General features: G+C 63.9%; 17 protein-coding genes. 10 read left to right on the forward strand and 7 right to left on the reverse strand.

Annotated elements, in window-relative coordinates:
- Positions 1–717 (forward strand): trimethylamine methyltransferase family protein (locus EOA36_RS07355; RefSeq protein WP_189553142.1); only part of this gene is annotated, 717 nt, incomplete at its 5' end.
- Positions 718–736: 19 nt separating this feature from the next.
- Here EOA36_RS07355 and EOA36_RS07360 read toward each other — a convergent pair.
- The 4 genes from EOA36_RS07360 to EOA36_RS07375 form a co-directional block, all read right to left on the reverse strand.
- On the reverse strand, positions 737–1,135 hold the full coding sequence (locus EOA36_RS07360; RefSeq protein WP_127276403.1) for a hypothetical protein: 399 nt from the start codon (positions 1,133–1,135) through the stop codon (positions 737–739).
- Positions 1,136–1,203: 68 nt separating this feature from the next.
- Entirely contained in the window at positions 1,204–2,595 is a 1,392-nt protein-coding gene (gene chrA / locus EOA36_RS07365) for a chromate efflux transporter (protein WP_127276405.1), read from the reverse strand.
- Entirely contained in the window at positions 2,592–3,410 is an 819-nt protein-coding gene (locus tag EOA36_RS07370) for a sulfurtransferase/chromate resistance protein (RefSeq protein ID WP_127276407.1), read from the reverse strand. Before EOA36_RS07370 ends, chrA begins: the two co-directional genes overlap by 4 nt.
- A gap of 234 nt (positions 3,411–3,644) precedes the next feature.
- Positions 3,645–5,450, reverse strand: coding sequence for an IlvD/Edd family dehydratase (locus tag EOA36_RS07375; RefSeq protein WP_127276409.1), 1,806 nt, complete (start codon positions 5,448–5,450; stop codon positions 3,645–3,647).
- A gap of 151 nt (positions 5,451–5,601) precedes the next feature.
- On the opposite strand from EOA36_RS07375, the gene EOA36_RS07380 reads away from it, so the two are divergent.
- Positions 5,602–6,051 carry a carbon monoxide dehydrogenase subunit G gene (locus EOA36_RS07380; protein WP_127276411.1) on the forward strand — a complete coding sequence of 150 codons (450 nt, stop codon included), beginning with the start codon at positions 5,602–5,604 and terminating at the stop codon, positions 6,049–6,051.
- A 16-nt stretch (positions 6,052–6,067) separates the two neighbouring features.
- On the opposite strand, the gene EOA36_RS07385 is transcribed toward EOA36_RS07380, so the two are convergent.
- From EOA36_RS07385 to EOA36_RS07395, 3 genes are all read right to left on the reverse strand, one after another.
- The gene (locus EOA36_RS07385) at positions 6,068–7,237 is read right to left on the reverse strand and encodes an Mrp/NBP35 family ATP-binding protein (RefSeq protein ID WP_127276413.1); all 1,170 of its coding nucleotides are present in this window, start codon (positions 7,235–7,237) and stop codon (positions 6,068–6,070) included.
- A gap of 76 nt (positions 7,238–7,313) precedes the next feature.
- Positions 7,314–8,318: an inorganic phosphate transporter gene (locus tag EOA36_RS07390; protein ID WP_127276415.1), complete on the reverse strand. Its 1,005-nt coding sequence runs from the start codon at positions 8,316–8,318 to the stop codon at positions 7,314–7,316.
- Positions 8,319–8,320: 2 nt separating this feature from the next.
- Complete coding sequence (locus EOA36_RS07395) at positions 8,321–8,962, reverse strand: DUF47 domain-containing protein (RefSeq protein ID WP_127276417.1); 642 nt, start codon at positions 8,960–8,962, stop codon at positions 8,321–8,323.
- 222 nt (positions 8,963–9,184) lie between these two features.
- Here EOA36_RS07395 and EOA36_RS07400 point away from each other — a divergent pair, with 222 nt between their 5' ends.
- The 8 genes from EOA36_RS07400 to EOA36_RS07435 all read left to right on the forward strand — a co-directional run.
- A complete protein-coding gene (locus EOA36_RS07400) occupies positions 9,185–9,562 on the forward strand; it encodes a VOC family protein (RefSeq protein WP_127276419.1) in 378 nt (125 codons plus the stop codon).
- A 143-nt stretch (positions 9,563–9,705) separates the two neighbouring features.
- The gene (locus EOA36_RS07405; RefSeq protein ID WP_127276421.1) at positions 9,706–10,605 is read left to right on the forward strand and encodes a LysR family transcriptional regulator; all 900 of its coding nucleotides are present in this window, start codon (positions 9,706–9,708) and stop codon (positions 10,603–10,605) included.
- Positions 10,606–10,739: 134 nt separating this feature from the next.
- The gene (locus EOA36_RS07410) at positions 10,740–11,219 is read left to right on the forward strand and encodes a formate dehydrogenase subunit gamma (RefSeq protein WP_127276423.1); all 480 of its coding nucleotides are present in this window, start codon (positions 10,740–10,742) and stop codon (positions 11,217–11,219) included.
- A complete protein-coding gene (locus EOA36_RS07415) occupies positions 11,216–12,772 on the forward strand; it encodes an NADH-quinone oxidoreductase subunit NuoF (RefSeq protein ID WP_127276425.1) in 1,557 nt (518 codons plus the stop codon). The genes EOA36_RS07410 and EOA36_RS07415 overlap by 4 nt, the downstream gene beginning before the upstream one ends.
- A gap of 10 nt (positions 12,773–12,782) precedes the next feature.
- Complete coding sequence (gene fdhF / locus EOA36_RS07420; RefSeq protein WP_127276427.1) at positions 12,783–15,695, forward strand: formate dehydrogenase subunit alpha; 2,913 nt, start codon at positions 12,783–12,785, stop codon at positions 15,693–15,695.
- A gap of 2 nt (positions 15,696–15,697) precedes the next feature.
- On the forward strand, positions 15,698–16,528 hold the full coding sequence (fdhD, locus tag EOA36_RS07425; RefSeq protein WP_127276428.1) for a formate dehydrogenase accessory sulfurtransferase FdhD: 831 nt from the start codon (positions 15,698–15,700) through the stop codon (positions 16,526–16,528).
- Entirely contained in the window at positions 16,518–16,829 is a 312-nt protein-coding gene (locus tag EOA36_RS07430) for a formate dehydrogenase subunit delta (protein ID WP_127276430.1), read from the forward strand. The genes fdhD and EOA36_RS07430 overlap by 11 nt, the downstream gene beginning before the upstream one ends.
- A 111-nt stretch (positions 16,830–16,940) precedes the next feature.
- Positions 16,941–17,685 (forward strand): alpha/beta hydrolase (locus EOA36_RS07435; RefSeq protein WP_145969123.1); only part of this gene is annotated, 745 nt, incomplete at its 3' end.

Below are 17,685 nucleotides of genomic sequence, written 5' to 3' on the forward strand. Positions count from 1 at the left end.
GTGCAAGCGGTGGCCGAAGTGCTGGCCGGTCTGGTCTATGTCAACGCCATCAAGCCGGGGCATCCGGCGATCTTCGGCACCTGGCCGTTCGTATCGGACCTGCGCACAGGCGCCATGTCGGGCGGCTCGGCCGAACAGGCGGTGCTGACCGCCGCCTGCGCCCAGATGGCGCAATTCTACGACCTGCCGGGCGGCTCGGCCGCAGGCATGACGGATTCGAAGCTGCCCGACATCCAGTCCGGTTATGAAAAGGGCATCACCGACGTAATGGCCGGCCTTGCCGGGCTCAACCTGGTCTATGAATCGGCCGGCATGCATGCCTCGCTGCTCGGCTTCTGCCTGGAAAGCCTGATCATCGACAACGACATGCTCGGTCATTGCCTGCGCTGCGTGCGCGGCATCGAGGTGACCGACGAAGCGCTGTCGATCGCCACCATCGCCGATGTCTGCCTGAAAGGCCCGGGGCACTATCTCGGCAACGAGCAGACGCTGCGGCTGATGCAGACGGAATATTTCTATCCCGCCGTTGGCGACCGGTTTTCGCCGAAGGAATGGAATGAGAAGGGCCGGCCCGACATATTGCAGCGGGCGATCATCGAGAAGAAACGCATCCTTGCCGAGCGCTTTCCGCGCCATGTGCCGAAGCTGCTCGACGACAAATTGCGCGCCCGCTTCGGCGACATGATCAAGCTGCCGCGCGGCGGTATGGGCGGGTAGCCGCTCCTCGTCAAACAGTCTACTCGGCTGCCAGCCCGTAGTGTTCGACGACTTCGGCGTTGATCAGCTTGGCGTGCAGCGCCATCAGCACGATCTGGGCATCGAGGCCGTCGCCGGCTTCGAGAGCCGCCTCGATCCGGCGCTCCGCATCGAGCCGCTGTTGCGGACCTTGCGCCCGCTCGAAGGTTTCCGGTCCGGCGATGCAGTAGCTGAACAGGGTCGCCACCCGCGGATAGGCCCGCGGCGGCGGTTCCTCGGGCCAGTGGTCCTTCATCAGATTGACGATGGTGAGTTTTACGCCCTCCGGCACCAGGGCCGGATGCAGGTCGGCGCCGCGCAAGGCGGCATCGAGCTGCCGCAGATCACCCGAGCGGCCGAACATGCCGAGAAAGCCAAGAGAAGAGCGTCGTTGCGCCATGAGTGTCCAATCCGTTTTCCCACCAGTTAGGTGGTTGGCCGGCGGAATACAAAGATAGTGACCGGCGTCTATCCGCTCACCGCCAGCAGCAAGACGCCGGCCAGGGCCGACCCGGCAAGTGTCGGCAGCATGCCGACCTTCAGCCTGAGGATGGCAATCATGGCGGCGCAGGACAGCAGTGCGGCGCGCCAGTCGATCGACGACGGCACCGGCACGTTCATGCCGAGGCCCAACTTGCGCACGTCGTGGAAGATGACGTGCAAGGCAAACCATAGAGCCAGGTTCAGGATGACGCCGACCACGGCGGCGGTGATGGCGCCGAGCGCAGCCGACAGAGCCTTGTTGCCGCGCAGGGCCTCGATATAGGGCGCGCCGAGGAATATCCAGAAGAAGCAGGGCGTGAACGTAACCCATAAGGTCAGCAGCGCTCCAAGCGATCCGCCAAACAACGGGCCTATCGCGCCGGAGTGGCGAAAGGCGGCGATAAAGCCGACAAACTGCAACACCAGAATGAGCGGCCCCGGCGTGGTCTCGGCAAGCCCGAGGCCATCGACCATCTCGCCGGGCGCCAGCCAGCCGAAGGATTCGACGGCCGCCTGTGCGACATAGGCAAGAACCGCGTAGGCGCCGCCGAAGGTGACGACCGCCATCAGGCTGAAGAAACCGCCTATCTGCGTCCATACGCTGTTTGTCCCGGTGAGCGCCCAGAGCAACAGAACCGGCCCGAGCCAGATCGGCAGCCAGATCGCGATAATGCGCGGCGCATGCCATCTTGTCGGTCTGGCATGGGCCAGTTGGCCGCGCTCGAACATCAGGTCGACCGCGCCCTTGATGTCGGGAGCATCGTTCTTGCCGTGCGCCGCACCGGAAAACAGGGCTGGCGCGACGCGGTTTCCCGCCCATCCCACCAATCCCACAATCAGGACGATGAGCGGGAACGGAATGCTGAGGACATAGATGCCGAGAAAAGCGCAAAGCGCGATCGCCACCATCCCCCGGTTCTTCAAGGCGCGGCGGCCGATGCGGATCACCGCCTCGACCACGACCGCGAGCACGGCGGCCTTGACGCCGAAGAACAGAGACTCGACCAGCGGGACATCGCCGTAGAGCGCATAGAGGATGCTCAAGGTGAGCATGACGAGTGCGCCCGGCACCACGAACAGGATGCCGGCGACGAGACCGCCGGCCGTCCTGTGCAGCAGCCAGCCGATGTAGATGGCGAGTTGCTGGGCTTCGGGACCGGGCAGCAGCATGCAGTAGTTCAAGGCGTGCAGGAAACGCTGCTCGCCGATCCAGCGCCGATCCTCGACCAATTCCTTGTGCATGAGCGCGATCTGCCCCGCCGGCCCGCCGAAGCTCAGCAATCCGATCTTCGCCCAGAGTTTCGTGGCTTCACGGAAGCTCGGGACCGCCGGTGCCTCGACGATGTCGGCATTTTTCGGGGACATGAGGCTGCTCATGTCGGCTTCGCCCCGCTCGGCCAGTTGTGCGTCTCCTCGGTGGCGTCGCGGCACCAGCGGAAGAACGCGTCATAGAGAAGCATCCCCGCCTCCAGCTGTTCCAGATCGTCGCGGAACATGCGTGACAGGCCAAGCGAGGCGGCAAGGAATCCGGCGGCTTGGGGAACGAGATCGAGCCTGGCGGTGTCGGCCGCGCGCACGATCGTGGCAAGGCGATCGAGTGCCTGGGATTCCAGCCCGAACTCCTCGATCATCGTGTCGAAGGTGCAGCGTTCGCCGCGATGGCTCCAGAACACATTGTCGATGTCGAAGGGCACGGCCTGAAAGCGGTCCGCGACAGCAGGCACTTCGGCCGCCTCGACAAAGAGGAAGACCGCATGCGGATCGACGAAGCGCCGGATCAGCCAGGGGCAAGCGATGCGATCGACCTTGGGGCGAGCCCGCGTCACCCAGACGGTGCGGCCTTTTTCATCGCGGAACGGGATCTTGGCGGCGTGGACCAGTAGGCCGCCGGCATCACGCCAGGCCTCGAAACCGCCTTCGAGGGATTCGGCGGCAACGCCCTGGTGCCGCAGCCAGGCGGCCACGCCTTGCGAGAGCTTTTGCCCCTTCTGGCAGACCACGGCCACCTGGCTGCCGGCAAGGTCGGCTGCCCAGGTCGAGACGGTCTTGAAGTTGCGCCGGTGCGAGGCCGGCAGCGGGCGCGGGTCGGCATCGTAGTCCTCATCGAGGCGGACATCGACGATTACAGGCGCGCCGGGCAAACCAACCAGACGGGATAGTTGCTGTACGGTAATTTCGGTTGTTGACGGCATGGCGTCCACCTCCTGAAAAGAGAAGCTTGGACGCGAACATTGGGCTGACGCCTCACGGGGTGGTCGCGGTGCACCCCTTGCGATGGATGTTGGAATTGTTGCGCGGTCTTGTCAAGGACGCAGCATCCGCGGCTACGCCGTCAGAGCGGCGGCCTGATCGATCAGGCCGCCGGTCCTCGTCCATCCATCATCCGTGACCAGCCAGGAATAATCGATGACTATTCCCGGGAATAATCAGTGATTGTCGCGAGGCACGCCCATGGTATGGGCGACATCCTGGTATTTCACAGCCGGCTTCAGCACCATGCCGGCCGAGAACTGGTCGACCATGCCGCGCTGGATCTCCTGCCATGGCGTCTGGTGCTGGGGATAATGGTAGCCGCCATCTTTCTGCAGCTCGGCGCGCCGCCGCGTGATCTCGTCGTCGCTGACGAGGATGTTCGCGGTGCCTTTCCTCAGATCGATGCGGACGCGGTCGCCGGACTTGAGCAACGCCAGACCGCCGCCGACCGCGGCTTCCGGCGAGGCATTCAGGATCGACGGCGAGCCCGACGTGCCGGACTGGCGGCCGTCGCCGATGCAGGCCAGCGCGTGGATACCCTTCTTGATGAGGTAGGCCGGCGGCTGCATGTTGACGACCTCGGCGCCGCCGGGATAGCCGACCGGGCCAGCGCCGCGCATGAACAGGATGGTGTGCTCGTCTATGCCTTGCGCCGGATCGTCGATGCGGGCGTGGTAATCCTCCGGCCCATCGAAGACCATGGCGTTGCCTTCGAAGGCTTCCGGGTCGTTCGGGTTCGATAGATAGCGCTCGCGGAATTCGGGCGAGATGCCGCTCATCTTCATGATCGCCGAATCGAACAGATTGCCCTTGAAGTTGATGAAGCCGGCATCGGCCTTCAGCGGCTCGGCCACGGTGCGGATGACATCGGTGTTCTCGTTGGCGACCCCCTTGCAGTTGTCGCCGATCGACTTGCCGTTGACGGTCAGGGCATCGGGGTGCGGCAGCATTCCGGCCTTCATCAGCTCGGCCACCACGGCAGGCACGCCACCGGCATGGTGATAATCTTCGCCGAGATATTCACCCGACGGCTGCAGGTTGACGATGAGCGGCACCTTGAGACCGACCTTCTGCCAGTCGTCATTGTCGAGCGGCACGCCGAGATGGCGGGCGATCGCGTTGAGATGGATCGGCGCGTTGGTGGAACCGCCGATCGCCGAATTGACGACGATGGCGTTTTCGAAGGCCGCGCGGGTCATGATGTCGGACGGTTTCAGGTCCTCGTGCACCATGTCGACGATGCGCTTCCCGGTCTCATAGGCGATCTGGCCGCGCTCGCGGTACGGCGCCGGGATGGCGGCCGAACCGGGCAGTTGCATGCCGAGCGCCTCGGCCAGCGAATTCATCGTGGTGGCGGTGCCCATCGTGTTGCAGTAGCCCGTGGACGGCGCCGAAGAGGCAACGATGTCCATGAACTCGTCATAGTCGATCTCGCCGGCCGACAGGCGCTGGCGCGATTCCCAGACGATGGTGCCCGAGCCGGTGCGCTTGCCCTTGTGCCAGCCATTGAGCATCGGGCCGACCGACAGCGCAATGGCCGGGATGTTGACGGTGGCCGCCGCCATCAGCAAGGCAGGCGTGGTCTTGTCGCAGCCGATGGTCAGCACGACGCCGTCCAGCGGATAGCCATAGAGCACTTCGACAAGGCTGAGATAGGCGAGGTTGCGGTCAAGGGCGGCAGTCGGCCGCTTGCCGGTCTCCTGGATCGGGTGACAGGGGAATTCGAAAGGAATGCCGCCCATCGAGACGATGCCTTCGCGCACGCGCTTGGCGAGCTCGATGTGGTGCCGGTTGCAAGGCGAAAGATCAGAGCCCGTCTGGGCGATGCCGATCAGCGGCTTGCCCGACATCAGCTCGGCGCGTGTCAGCCCGTAATTCAGGTAGCGCTCGAGATAAAGCGCCGTCATTCCCGGATTGTCGGGATTGTCGAACCACTCCTGCGAGCGGAACTTTTTCTTTTTCGTAGGGGCGCCAGCCATCATGGTCTCCGTATTTGTATGACAAATCGATATGACAACGCGCGGATGCAGGCAAGGGGCACGCGTGATCTGAATCCGGACTTTGGTGCGATAGACAGCTATCGAGCCGCGCGCTACGACCAATCCGACATCGGCGATCGGGGAGGTTTTGATGGCTTTGGTGATCGAAGGCGAGGAACGTATCGCCGCACCCGTGCAGAAAGTGTGGGAAGCGCTGAATGACCCGGCCGTCCTGAAGGACGCCATTCCGGGCTGCCAGAGCCTGGAAATGAAATCGGCGACCGAGATGGCGGCGACGGTGGTGCTGAAGATCGGGCCGATCAAGGCGACCTTCAACGGCGAAGTGACGCTGAAGAATCTCAAGCCCCCGCATGCCTACACCATCCAGGGCGAAGGCAAGGGCGGCATTGCCGGCTTCGCCAAGGGCGGTGCCGATGTCACCCTGACCGCCGACGGGCCGGACGCGACGGTCCTCAAATATGCGGCCAAGGCGGAAGTCGGCGGCAAGATCGCGCAACTCGGCAGCCGGCTGATCGAATCGACCTCGAAGAAACTGGCCGGACAGTTCTTTTCGGCATTCGGCGAGAAAGTCGGCGGCTGATCCCTCCCCTTGAGGGTCACTCAAACACGATGCTCGGCACAGCCGCTTCCGCCGCGCCGCGTTCCTCGTTGACCCTGTCCCAGACCTTGGAAGCGATATCGCGATAGATTTTCGCCTCGGCGCCCTCGGGCTTGGAGACAACCACCGGCGTGCCGGCGTCCGAGCTCTCGCGAATTCCCATTTCCAGCGGCACCTCGCCGAGGAAGGTGACGCCCAGCCTCTCTGCCTCGCGGCGTGCGCCGCCATGGCCGAAAATATCGTAGCGCTTGCCGGTATCCGGGGCGAGGAAGTAGCTCATGTTCTCGACGATCCCGAGCAGCGGCACATCGACTTTTTTGAACATATTGAGACCCTTGCGGGCATCGATCAGCGCCAGGTCCTGCGGCGTCGAGACGATGACGGCGCCGGCCAGCGGCACCTGCTGGGCCATGGTGAGCTGGGCGTCGCCGGTGCCGGGCGGCATGTCGACGACGAGCACGTCGAGCCGCCCCCATTCGACCTCGCGCAGCATCTGCGTCAGCGCCGACATCACCATCGGCCCGCGCCAGATCATCGGCGTCTCCTCATCGACAAGGAAACCCATCGACATCACCTTGAGGCCATAGTTCTCCATGGGCTTCAGAATCTTGCCGTCGACCGTCTGCGGCCGGCCATGGATGTTGAGCAGCCTGGGCATCGAAGGCCCATAGATGTCGGCATCGAGCACGCCGACCCGCAAGCCATTGGCGGCAAGACCGAGCGCCAGATTGACGGCCGTGGTCGACTTGCCGACGCCACCCTTGCCGGAGGCGACCGCGATGATCGCCTCGATGCCGGGCACACCGCGCTTGCCGTGGCTCTGCGAAGCAGGAGCATGCGGAGCCGCGCGCGGTGCGGCGGCGGGCGGTGCCGGCCTGGGTGCTGGGCGCGATGGAACCGGCGCCTCCATGCCGCCGCCTTTCTTTTCAGCCGTCAGCGCGACGACCGCGCCGGCAACGCCGGGAATGGCCTTCACCACCCGCTCGGCGGCGGCGCGCAACGGCTCCATCTCCGGGGCGCGCGCGGCGGGAACGGTGATCGAGAAGAACACTTTCGAATCGGCAATGAAAATCTCGGAAACCATGCCGAGGTCGACGATGTTGCCGGTGAAATCCGGCCCGTTCACCGTCTTCAGGCGCTCGGTGACGATTTCCTTGGTAATGGACATGGCGGTTATTCCCTGGCGTTCGGCTGCAGCTCACATAGTGCAGAACGCAGACGGCTCCAAGCGCCACGCCGCGACATCACCGGGCCAGGCTGAGCGCCAGGTAGGTGAGAGCGGAAATCGCCGCCGTCGCCGGCAAGGTGACGACCCAGGCGACAACGATGTTGCCGGCGATGCCCCAGCGGACGGCCGAGATACGCCGAGCCGCGCCGACACCGATGATGGCACCGGTGATCGTGTGCGTGGTCGAGACCGGGACGCCGAGCCAGGTGGCTGCGAACAGGGTGATCGCGCCGCCGGTCTCGGCGCAGAAACCCTGCATCGGATTGAGGCGCGTGATCTTCGAGCCCATTGTGTGGACGATGCGCCAGCCGCCCAAAAGCGTGCCCAGCGCCAGCGCCGACTGGCAGGTGAGGACGACCCACAGCGGTACATAGAACGAGGTGCCGAGCATGCCTTGCGAATAGAGCAGCACGGCGATGATGCCCATGGTTTTCTGGGCGTCGTTGCCGCCATGGCCGAGCGAATAGAGCGAGGCCGAAAAGAACTGCAGGACGCGAAACGTGCTGTCGACAGCGAATGGCGTCTGTCGCACGAACAGCCATGAAACCACCAGGACCAGGAGAAGCGCCAGGACGAAACCGGTTGCCGGCGACAGCACGATCGCGGCGACCGTCTTGCCCAGGCCCGACCAGACGATGGCGCCGAAGCCCGCCTTTGCGACCCCGGCCCCAACCAGCCCGCCGATCAGCGCGTGCGAGCTGCTCGACGGAATACCGGCGATCCAGGTGATGATGTTCCAGACAATAGCGCCGACCAGCGCCGAGAAGATCACCGCCGGGGTGACGACACTGACGTCGACGATGCCCTTGCCGACGGTCTCGGCGACATGAAGGCCGAAGAACAGGAAAGCGATGAAATTGAAGAAGGCCGCCCACAGCACCGCATAATGCGGCCGCAGCACCCGCGTGGAGACGATGGTGGCGATGGAGTTGGCCGCGTCGTGCAGGCCATTGAGAAAATCGAAGAACAGCGCCACGGCGACGAGGCCGACGAGCAGGGGAAAGGCGATGGTCGCTTCCATCGCTAGACGTTCTCGATGACGATGCCGCTGATCTCGTTGGCGACGTCCTCGAAACGGTCGACCACCTTCTCGAGCTGGCCATAGATTTCCGAGCCGATCAGATAGGCCATCGCATCACCGCCATTGTGGCGCTTGAACAAATCCTTCAAACCCTGCTCATGCAGGTCGTCTGCCCGGCCCTCGGCACGCATGACCTCCTCGGCGAGTTCATTGAGGCGTGTGCTGTTGGAGCCGACCTTGGCGAGCAGCGGGATCGCCTCCGCGACCAGCTTGGCGGTGTCGACGATGACGCCGCCCATTTCCTGCATCAGCGGATCGAATTCGCGCTTTTCGAACAGCCGCACCGTCTTGACGGTCTTGTGCATCGTGTCGATGGCGTCATCCATCGATTGGATCAGATCCTTGATGTCGCCGCGGTCGAAAGGCGTGATGAAAGACCGCCTCACCGCAAGCAGCACCTGCGCGGTTATGTCGTCCGCCTCGTTTTCGAGATCGATGATCTCCTGGCACCTGCGGTCGATATCCTTGCCCTGGAGAAGCAACTGGAGTGCCTCGGCGCCGGCGACCACGGTACGGGAATGCTGTTCGAACAGGTCGAAGAAGCGATCCTCGCGCGGCAACAGCTTGCGGAACCAGCCCAGCATGTTCGTCCCTCCCTGCGCACCAGTTGCATCCACATAGCGTCGCACGCGGCCGCAGGAAACAGTAAACCGGCTGAAAGATGTGGATCGGCGCCGTTTGAAGGCACAACTTGCAGCAAGGGCGCATGTCCTTGACGCTCGTCAAGCGGCTGGGCGGCCCTACTTCAGAAATGGCACGTTCGACGCAGTTCAATGACGAGGGAACAACCAGGAAAGGAGACGATCATGCTTGAAAACAGCAACGCAACAGCCAATCTCGCGGTCAGGGACCTTGCCAAGGCAAAGGCTTTCTATGAGGGGACGCTCGGCCTGAAACAGGTGCACGATGAGGGCGGCGAATTGATCGTGTACAAAAGCGGCGACACCACCATCAATGTCTATCGTTCCGAATTCGCGGGGACCAACAAGGCGACTGCGGTGACCTGGAGGGTCGGCGACAAAATCGCCGATGTCGTCAACGCCCTCAGGTCGAAGGGTGTCGCCTTCGAGCATTACGACATGCCCGGCCTGACGATGGAGGGTGACCTCCATGTCGGCGGCGGCATGAAAGTCGCATGGTTCAAGGATCCGGACGGCAATATCCTCAATCTCGTGGACCGGTAAATCTCGGGATCGGGCAGCGCGGCGCGAGAGCTTTCCTATGCATGTCGCTGCCCCAAAACCGAAGTCACTTTTGGGCGACATGCCTGGATGATTGAGCACGGCACCATCTGGCGCGGTGCCGCCGCGCCGGATAGCCTTCGCCAATGATCGACAAGCTGGAATTCTTCATCGCGCTGGCCAGGGAAGAGCATTTCGGCCGGGCCGCGGAAGTGTGCGGCGTCACCCAGCCGACGCTGTCGGCCGGCATCAAGCAACTGGAAGGCCAGCTCGGCGTCATGCTCGTGCTGCGCGGCTCGCGCTTTCAGGGCCTGACGCCGGAGGGCAAGCAGGTGCTGGTGTGGGCGCGCCGCATCGTCGGCGACTCCAGGACCATGCGCGAGGAAATGCGGGCGGCGCGCCACGGTCTTTCCGGCCGCATCCGTATTGCCGCCATCCCGACAGCATTGGCCATGGTGGCCAGATTGACGACGCCCTTTCGAGACAAGCACCCAGGTGTCACCTTTTCGGTGCTGTCGCGGACCTCGATCGAAGTGCTTTCGCTGCTCGGCAATTTCGATGTCGATGCCGGCATCACCTATCTCGACAACGAACCGCTGGGACGGGTGACCAGCGTGCCGCTCTATGACGAGCGCTACCAATTGATCACCGCAATCGGCAATCCCTATTCCGACCGCGACAAAGTGACATGGGCCGAGATCAGCCAGCTGCCGCTTTGCCTGTTGACGCCGGACATGCAGAACCGCCGCATCATCGACCAGCACCTGGCCGAGGCCGGCGTGCAGGTGCGGCCGACGCTGGAATCGAATTCGATGATCGTGCTGTTTTCGCACATCCGAACCGGCAAATGGTCATCGATCATGCCGCTCAACCTTGCGGAAACATTCGGTTTTTCCGAACCGATCCGGGCCATTCCGATCGTCGAGCCCGATGCCAGCCACACGGTCGGGCTGGTCGCCGCACCGCGTGAGCCGCACACGCCGCTGGTGCAGGCGCTGCTGGACGAGGCGATGGCGCTGGCAGACGATTTCCGGGCGCACCGCTAGGCTAGACAATGCTAGCTGAAGCCCATCGATAGAACTTTTCTATCGAGCAACGAAACCGCTTTATTGATTTCGCGGGTTTCCTCTGATTTTGTAAAGACTTAGCGCTAAAAGCTATCGACCAGGGAGGGCGCTGCATGACGATGCAGCCTGCAAGTACCGAGATCGCGTCACGCACTGCGGCGATTATCCAGGAGTTGAAGGACCTCGAGGGTCCGTTGCTGCCGATCCTCCACGGCATTCAGGAAGAGTTCGGCCACGTACCGCACGACGCCGTGCCCGTGATCGCCGATGGGCTGAACCTGTCCAGGGCCGAGGTGCATGGTGTCGTCACCTTCTATCACGACTTCCGCGCCCGTCCGGCCGGCCGGCACGTGCTCAAGCTCTGCCAGGCGGAAGCCTGCCAGTCGATGGGTTCGGACGCGGTCGCAGCCAGGATCAAGCAGTTGCTCGGTATCGATTTCCACGAGACCACGCGTGACGGATCGGTTACGCTCGAGCCCGTCTATTGTCTCGGGCTGTGCGCCTGTTCGCCGTCGGCGATGCTGGACGGCGAGGTGATCGGACGGCTCGATGACGAAAAGATCGACGAGATCGTAGCCGAGGTGCGCTCATGACCCCCCGCATCTACATTCCCGGCGATTCCGGCGCGCTGGCGCTGGGCGCGGAAAAGGTCGCCAAGGCGATCGCAAACGAACTCGCCGAGCGCGGCATCGAGGCCAAGATCGTGCGCAACGGCTCGCGCGGCGCCTATTTCCTCGAACCGATGGTCGAAGTGGCGACAGCCAATGGCCGTGTCGCCTATGGGCCGGTGAAGCCGTCCGACGTGAAGAGCCTGTTCGACAGCGGCTTCCTCAAGGGCGGGCATCACAAGCGCTGGCTCGGCGCCCCGGACAAGATCCCGTTCCTCGCCAAGCAGACACGGCTGACCTTCGCGCGCTGCGGCATTAACGACCCGCTGTCGCTCGATGCCTACAAATCGCTCGGCGGACTGAAAGGCCTGCAGAATGCGGTGGCCATGGCGCCCGCCGACATCGTCAGCCAAGTGACCGACTCCGGACTGCGCGGTCGTGGCGGCGCCGGCTTCCCGACCGGTATCAAGTGGAAGACGGTGCTCGATACGACATCGGAGCGCAAATACATCGTCTGCAACGCCGATGAGGGCGACAGCGCCACCTTCGCCGACCGCATGATCATGGAGGGCGACCCCTTCGTGCTGATCGAAGGCATGGCGATTGCCGGCATCGCCACCGGCGCGACAAAGGGTTTTGTCTACATCCGCTCGGAATATCCGCATGCGGTGGCAACAATGAACAAGGCCGTCGAGATTGCCCGCAAGCACGGCGTGCTCGGCGTCAATGTGCTGGGTTCGCCCAATGCCTTCGACATGGAAATCCGCGTCGGCGCCGGCGCCTATGTCTGCGGCGAGGAAACCTCGTTGCTCAACAGCCTGGAGGGCAAGCGCGGCGTGGTGCGTGCCAAGCCGCCGCTGCCCGCGATCCAAGGCTTGTTCGGCAAGCCGACGGTGATCAACAACGTCATCTCGCTGGCTTCCGTACCTATCATCATGGACAAGGGCGCCGCCTTCTACAAGGATTTCGGCATGGGCCGCTCGCGCGGCACGATCCCGATCCAGATCGCCGGCAACGTCAAGCAAGGCGGCCTGTTCGAAACCGCTTTCGGCCTGACACTGGGCGAGATCGTCGACGATATCGGCGGCGGCACGTCCACCGGACGTCCGGTCAAGGCGGTGCAGGTTGGCGGCCCGCTCGGCGCCTACTTCCCGCGCGCGCTGTTCGACACGCCGTTCGACTACGAAGAATTCGCCAAGCGCGATGGACTGATCGGCCACGCCGGTATCACGATTTTCGACGATACCGCCGACATGCTGAAGCAGGCACGCTTCGCCATGGAATTCTGCGCCATCGAAAGCTGCGGCAAGTGCACGCCTTGCCGCATCGGCTCGACGCGAGGCGTGGAAACCATCGACAGGCTCGCCGCCGGCATCGAGCCGGAGAAGAACCTCGCTCTGGTCACCGACCTCTGCAACACGATGAAGTTCGGGTCACTCTGCGCGCTGGGCGGCTTCACCCCCTACCCGGTGATGAGCTCGATCACGCATTTCCCCGAGGATTTCAAGCCCGCGCCGGCGCGCGTGGCTGCTGAATAGGAGCTGGCAGATGAACATCAAGGCCGACTTCCCGACGCTCATCGAAGAACTCGATTACGGAACGCCGCAATCGAAGGCTGAGAAACAGGTCACGCTGACCGTCGATGGCCGCAGCATCAGCGTGCCGGAAGGCACGTCGATCATGCGCGCGGCGATGGAGGGCGGGGTCGAAATCCCGAAACTCTGCGCCACCGACATGCTGGACTCCTTCGGTTCCTGCCGCGTCTGCCTCGTCGAGATCGAAGGACGCGGCGGCACGCCGGCTTCCTGCACGACGCCGGTCGGCGAAGGCATGGTGGTGCGTACGCAGTCGGACAGGCTCGACGCCATCCGCCGCGGCGTCATGGAACTCTATGTCTCCGACCATCCTACCGGCTGGAACGAGAAGGCCGGAACCGGCGCCAGCGAGTTCGATGTGGTGGCGAAGTCCGTCGGCCTGACCGAAAACCGCTACGGCGTCGAGGGCCGCAACCACGTCAAGGAAGAAAATGGCGTCGCGCCGGGCCATGGCTCACTGGCGGTCGACTACATCGCCCGCGACGAATCCAACCCTTATTTCACCTATGATCCGGCGCAATGCATCGTCTGTTCGCGTTGCGTGCGCGCCTGCGAAGAGGTGCAGGGCACTTTCGCGCTGACCATCGAGGGCCGCGGTTTCGAGTCGCGCATGGTCGCCGGCATGCATGAAGACTTCATCGCTTCCGAATGCGTGTCCTGCGGCGCCTGCGTGCAGGCCTGCCCGACCGATGCGCTGCGCGAGAAGACCGTGCTCGAAAAGGGCCTGCCTGAGCGCTCCGCCGTCACCACCTGCGCCTATTGCGGCGTCGGCTGCTCGTTCAAGGCCGAAGTGAAGGGCGACGAGGTCATCCGCATGATGCCCTACAAGGAAGGGATGGCAAACCACGGCCATTCCTGCGTCAAGGGCCGCTTCGCCTATGGCTACGCCACGCACAAGGACCGCATCCTGTCGCCGATGATTCGCGAAAAGGTCAGCGATCCCTGGCGCGAAGTGAGCTGGGAAGAGGCGATCGCCCATACGGCCAAGGAATTCCGCCGCATCCAGTACCAGTACGGCCGCACCGCGATCGGCGGCATCACCTCCTCGCGCTGCACGAATGAGGAGACCTATCTCGTCCAGAAACTGGTGCGGCAGGGCTTCCGCAACAACAATGTCGACACCTGCGCGCGCGTCTGCCATTCGCCGACCGGTTACGGCCTCGGCCAGACCTACGGCACCTCGGCCGGTACGCAGGACTTCGATTCCGTCGAATTCACTGACGTCGCCGTCATCATCGGCGCCAATCCGGCTTCCGCGCATCCGGTGTTCGCCTCGCGGCTGAAGAAGCGGCTGCGCCAGGGCGCCAAGCTGATCGTGCTCGATCCGCGCCGCACCGAGATGGTCAAGTCGGCGCATGTCGAAGCCGACTACCATTTGCCGCTGAAGCCCGGCACCAATGTCGCCGTGCTGACGTCGCTGGCGCATGTCATCGTCACCGAGGGCCTTTTCGACGAAGCCTTCATCCGCGAGCGCTGCGACTGGACGGAATTCCAGGACTGGGCATCCTTCGTCGCCCTGCCGGAAAACAGCCCCGAAACCGTGGGCAAGCTGTCCGGCGTCGATCCCGAGCTGATCCGCGGCGCCGCGCGCCTCTACGCCAAGGGCGGCAATGGCGCGATCTATTACGGCCTCGGCGTCACCGAGCACAGCCAGGGCTCGACCACGGTGATGGCGATCGCCAACCTCGCAATGGCCACCGGCAATATCGGCCGCCCGGGCGTCGGCGTGAACCCGCTGCGCGGCCAGAACAACGTGCAGGGCTCGTGCGACATGGGCTCGTTCCCGCATGAGCTGCCGGGCTACCGGCACATTTCGGGCGACGCGGTGCGCGACATCTATGAGAGCCTGTGGGGCGTGAAGCTGGACGACGAACCCGGCCTGCGCATCCCCAACATGCTGGATGCCGCCGTCGACGGCTCCTTCAAGGGCATTTACATCCAGGGCGAGGACATTTTGCAGTCCGATCCCGACACCAAGCATGTCGCCGCCGGCCTTGCCGCCATGGAATGCGTGGTCGTGCACGACCTCTTCCTCAACGAGACGGCGAACTACGCGCACGTCTTCCTGCCCGGCTCGACCTTCCTCGAGAAGGACGGCACCTTCACCAATGCCGAGCGCCGCATCAACATGGTGCGCAAGGTGCTGGAGCCGAAGGCGCGCTACGCCGATTGGGAGGCGACGCAGGAGCTCGCCCGCGCCATCGGTCTCGACTGGAACTATACGCATCCGGCCGAAATCATGGACGAGATCGCCAAGACGACGCCAAGCTTCGCCAATGTCTCCTTCGACCTGCTCGACCGCGTCGGCTCCGTGCAATGGCCCTGCAATGACAAGGCGCCGCTCGGCACGCCGATCATGCATGTCGATGGCTTCGTGCGCGGCAAGGGCAAGTTCATCCGGACCGAATATGTGGCGACGGACGAAAGAACCGGACCGCGCTTCCCGCTGCTGCTGACCACCGGCCGTATCCTCAGCCAGTACAATGTCGGCGCGCAGACACGGCGCACCGAAAACGTGATGTGGCACTCCGAGGATCGGCTGGAAATCCATCCGCACGACGCAGAAAATCGTGGCCTGCGCGATGGCGACTGGGTGCGGCTGACCAGCCGTTCGGGCGAGACGACGCTGCGCGCGCTGATCACCGACCGGGTGTCGCCGGGCGTGGTCTACACCACCTTCCACCATCCCGACACACAGGCCAACGTCATCACGACCGACTTTTCCGACTGGGCGACCAACTGCCCGGAGTACAAGGTGACGGCGGTGCAGGTCGGCGCGTCCAACGGCCCGTCTGAATGGCAGCGCGACTATGACGAACAGGCCAAGCAGAGCCGCCGCATCACTCCGCTGCAGGCGGCGGAGTAGTCTTGGCCGCGCGCCGCAAAGCGACAACGCAAATTTCGCGGCTGGCGCATCGCGCCAGCGGCACGGCCGCGGCCAACCGCATGGTGCCTGAGGAGACGCCGGTGGCGTTCTCCTTTGCCGGCACCACGCATGCGGTAATGATGGCGAGCCCTGCCGATTTCGAGGATTTCGCGCTCGGCTTTTCGCTGACCGAAGGCATTATCGCCGAGCCAGAAGAGATCGAAGCCATCGAAGTGGAAGATCACGGCGCCGGCATCGACATCCAGATCCGGTTGAAGGACCAGGCCAATACGCGTTTCGAGGCGCGGCGGCGGCGGCTTGCCGGACCGGTCGGGTGCGGGCTCTGCGGCATCGAATCCATCGAGGAAGCAATGCGCTCGGTCGATGCGGTCGGTGCGTCAAGGCTTACGCTTGAGGCCGAAGACATCACCCGTTCGGTCAAGCTGTTGTCGAAGGTGCAGCCACTGCATACCGAGACGGGGGCTGTGCACGCCGCCGGTTTCTACGTGCCCGGCAAGGGCGTCGTCATGGCGCGCGAGGATGTCGGTCGCCACAATGCGCTGGACAAGCTGGCGGGCGCGCTGGCCAAGGCCAATATCGATGGCGCATCGGGCGCTGTCGTGGTGACCAGCCGTGTTTCGGTCGAGATGGTGCAGAAGACGGCGGCGATCGGTTCTGCCTTCATCATCGCCGTTTCCGCGCCCACCGCACTTGCCATCCGCACGGCGCAGGAAGCCGGCATGACGCTGGTGGCGTTGGTGCGCGGCGACGATTTCGATGTTTTTACCCACCCTGACCGGGTGATCTCCGGAGTTGCCCAGCATGTCGCATGACGAAGACCACATCATGAGCACCAGAGAAAAGCTGGTGCGCATGGCCAACCAGATCGCCGCTTTTTTCCACTCCAGGCCACGCGAGGAAGGCATTGCCGGCGTCGCCGAGCACATCAACAAGTTCTGGGAACCGAGGATGCGGCGCCAGTTCTTCGAGATGCTGGACAGCGGCGGTGAGGGGTTCGACGAACTGGTTGTGGTCGCCTCGGCCAGGATCAAGCGGCCGATCACCCCGGCAGAGGCCGATATCAAGCTCGGCCTCAAGGCCTTCCCGGCCGACGTCGCAGCCTCGCAAAAATAGCCGCCGAGCCGCGCCGCTTATACTCCGCGTCGCTAAAGTTTAGGCTGCCGCACCCGGCGCGGCTCTGCTATGGTTGGCGATCAGAAATCGTCAGGCCGGGCGGACAACCTCGTGAGGCCGATCGAGACCCGTTACGCCCTTAGCGGCGAGGTGCGGATCGCCTACCAGGTGGTCGGGCAGGGGTCGTTTGACCTCGTCTTCGTCCCCGGCTTCATTTCCAATCTCGACCTGCATTGGGAAGACGAGGGTTATACCAGACTCTTGCGGCGGCTTTCGGCCTTCTCACGGCTGATCCTGTTCGACAAGCGCGGTACGGGTCTCTCGGACCGCGTCGATGTCCATCACCTGCCCAGCCTCGAAAGTCGCATGGATGATGTGCGCGCGGTGATGGACGCGGTCGGCAGCGGCCGTGCCGCACTGCTCGGCGCCTCCGAGGGAGCGCCGCTGGCGATGCTGTTCGCCGCCACCTATCCGGAGCGGACGCGGGCCCTGGCGCTCTATGGCGGCTATGCGCATTTCCACAAATGGGTGATGCCGCCGGATCGCCTCAACGCCTTCATCGTTACGGCAGAGACGGCATGGGGCACCGGTGCCACCTTGCCGAATTTCGCGCCGGGCCGGGTCGACGACGCGCATTTTACTCAGTGGTGGGCCCGTTTCGAGCGGCTGTCGGCGAGCCCGACGGCAGCGGCGGCACTGGCGCGAATGAACGCGGAAATCGACGTACGTGGTGTGCTGGCGGCGATCAGCGCGCCGACGCTGCTGATCCATCGCCGCAACGATGCGCGGGTCGATCCCGACGCCAGCCGCTTCCTGGCCAGGAAAATCCCGAATGCGCGGCTGGTCGAGATTCCAG

Origin of the sequence: Mesorhizobium sp. M8A.F.Ca.ET.021.01.1.1, assembly GCF_003998025.1 — a bacterium.
In the GTDB taxonomy this organism is placed as follows: domain Bacteria; phylum Pseudomonadota; class Alphaproteobacteria; order Rhizobiales; family Rhizobiaceae; genus Mesorhizobium.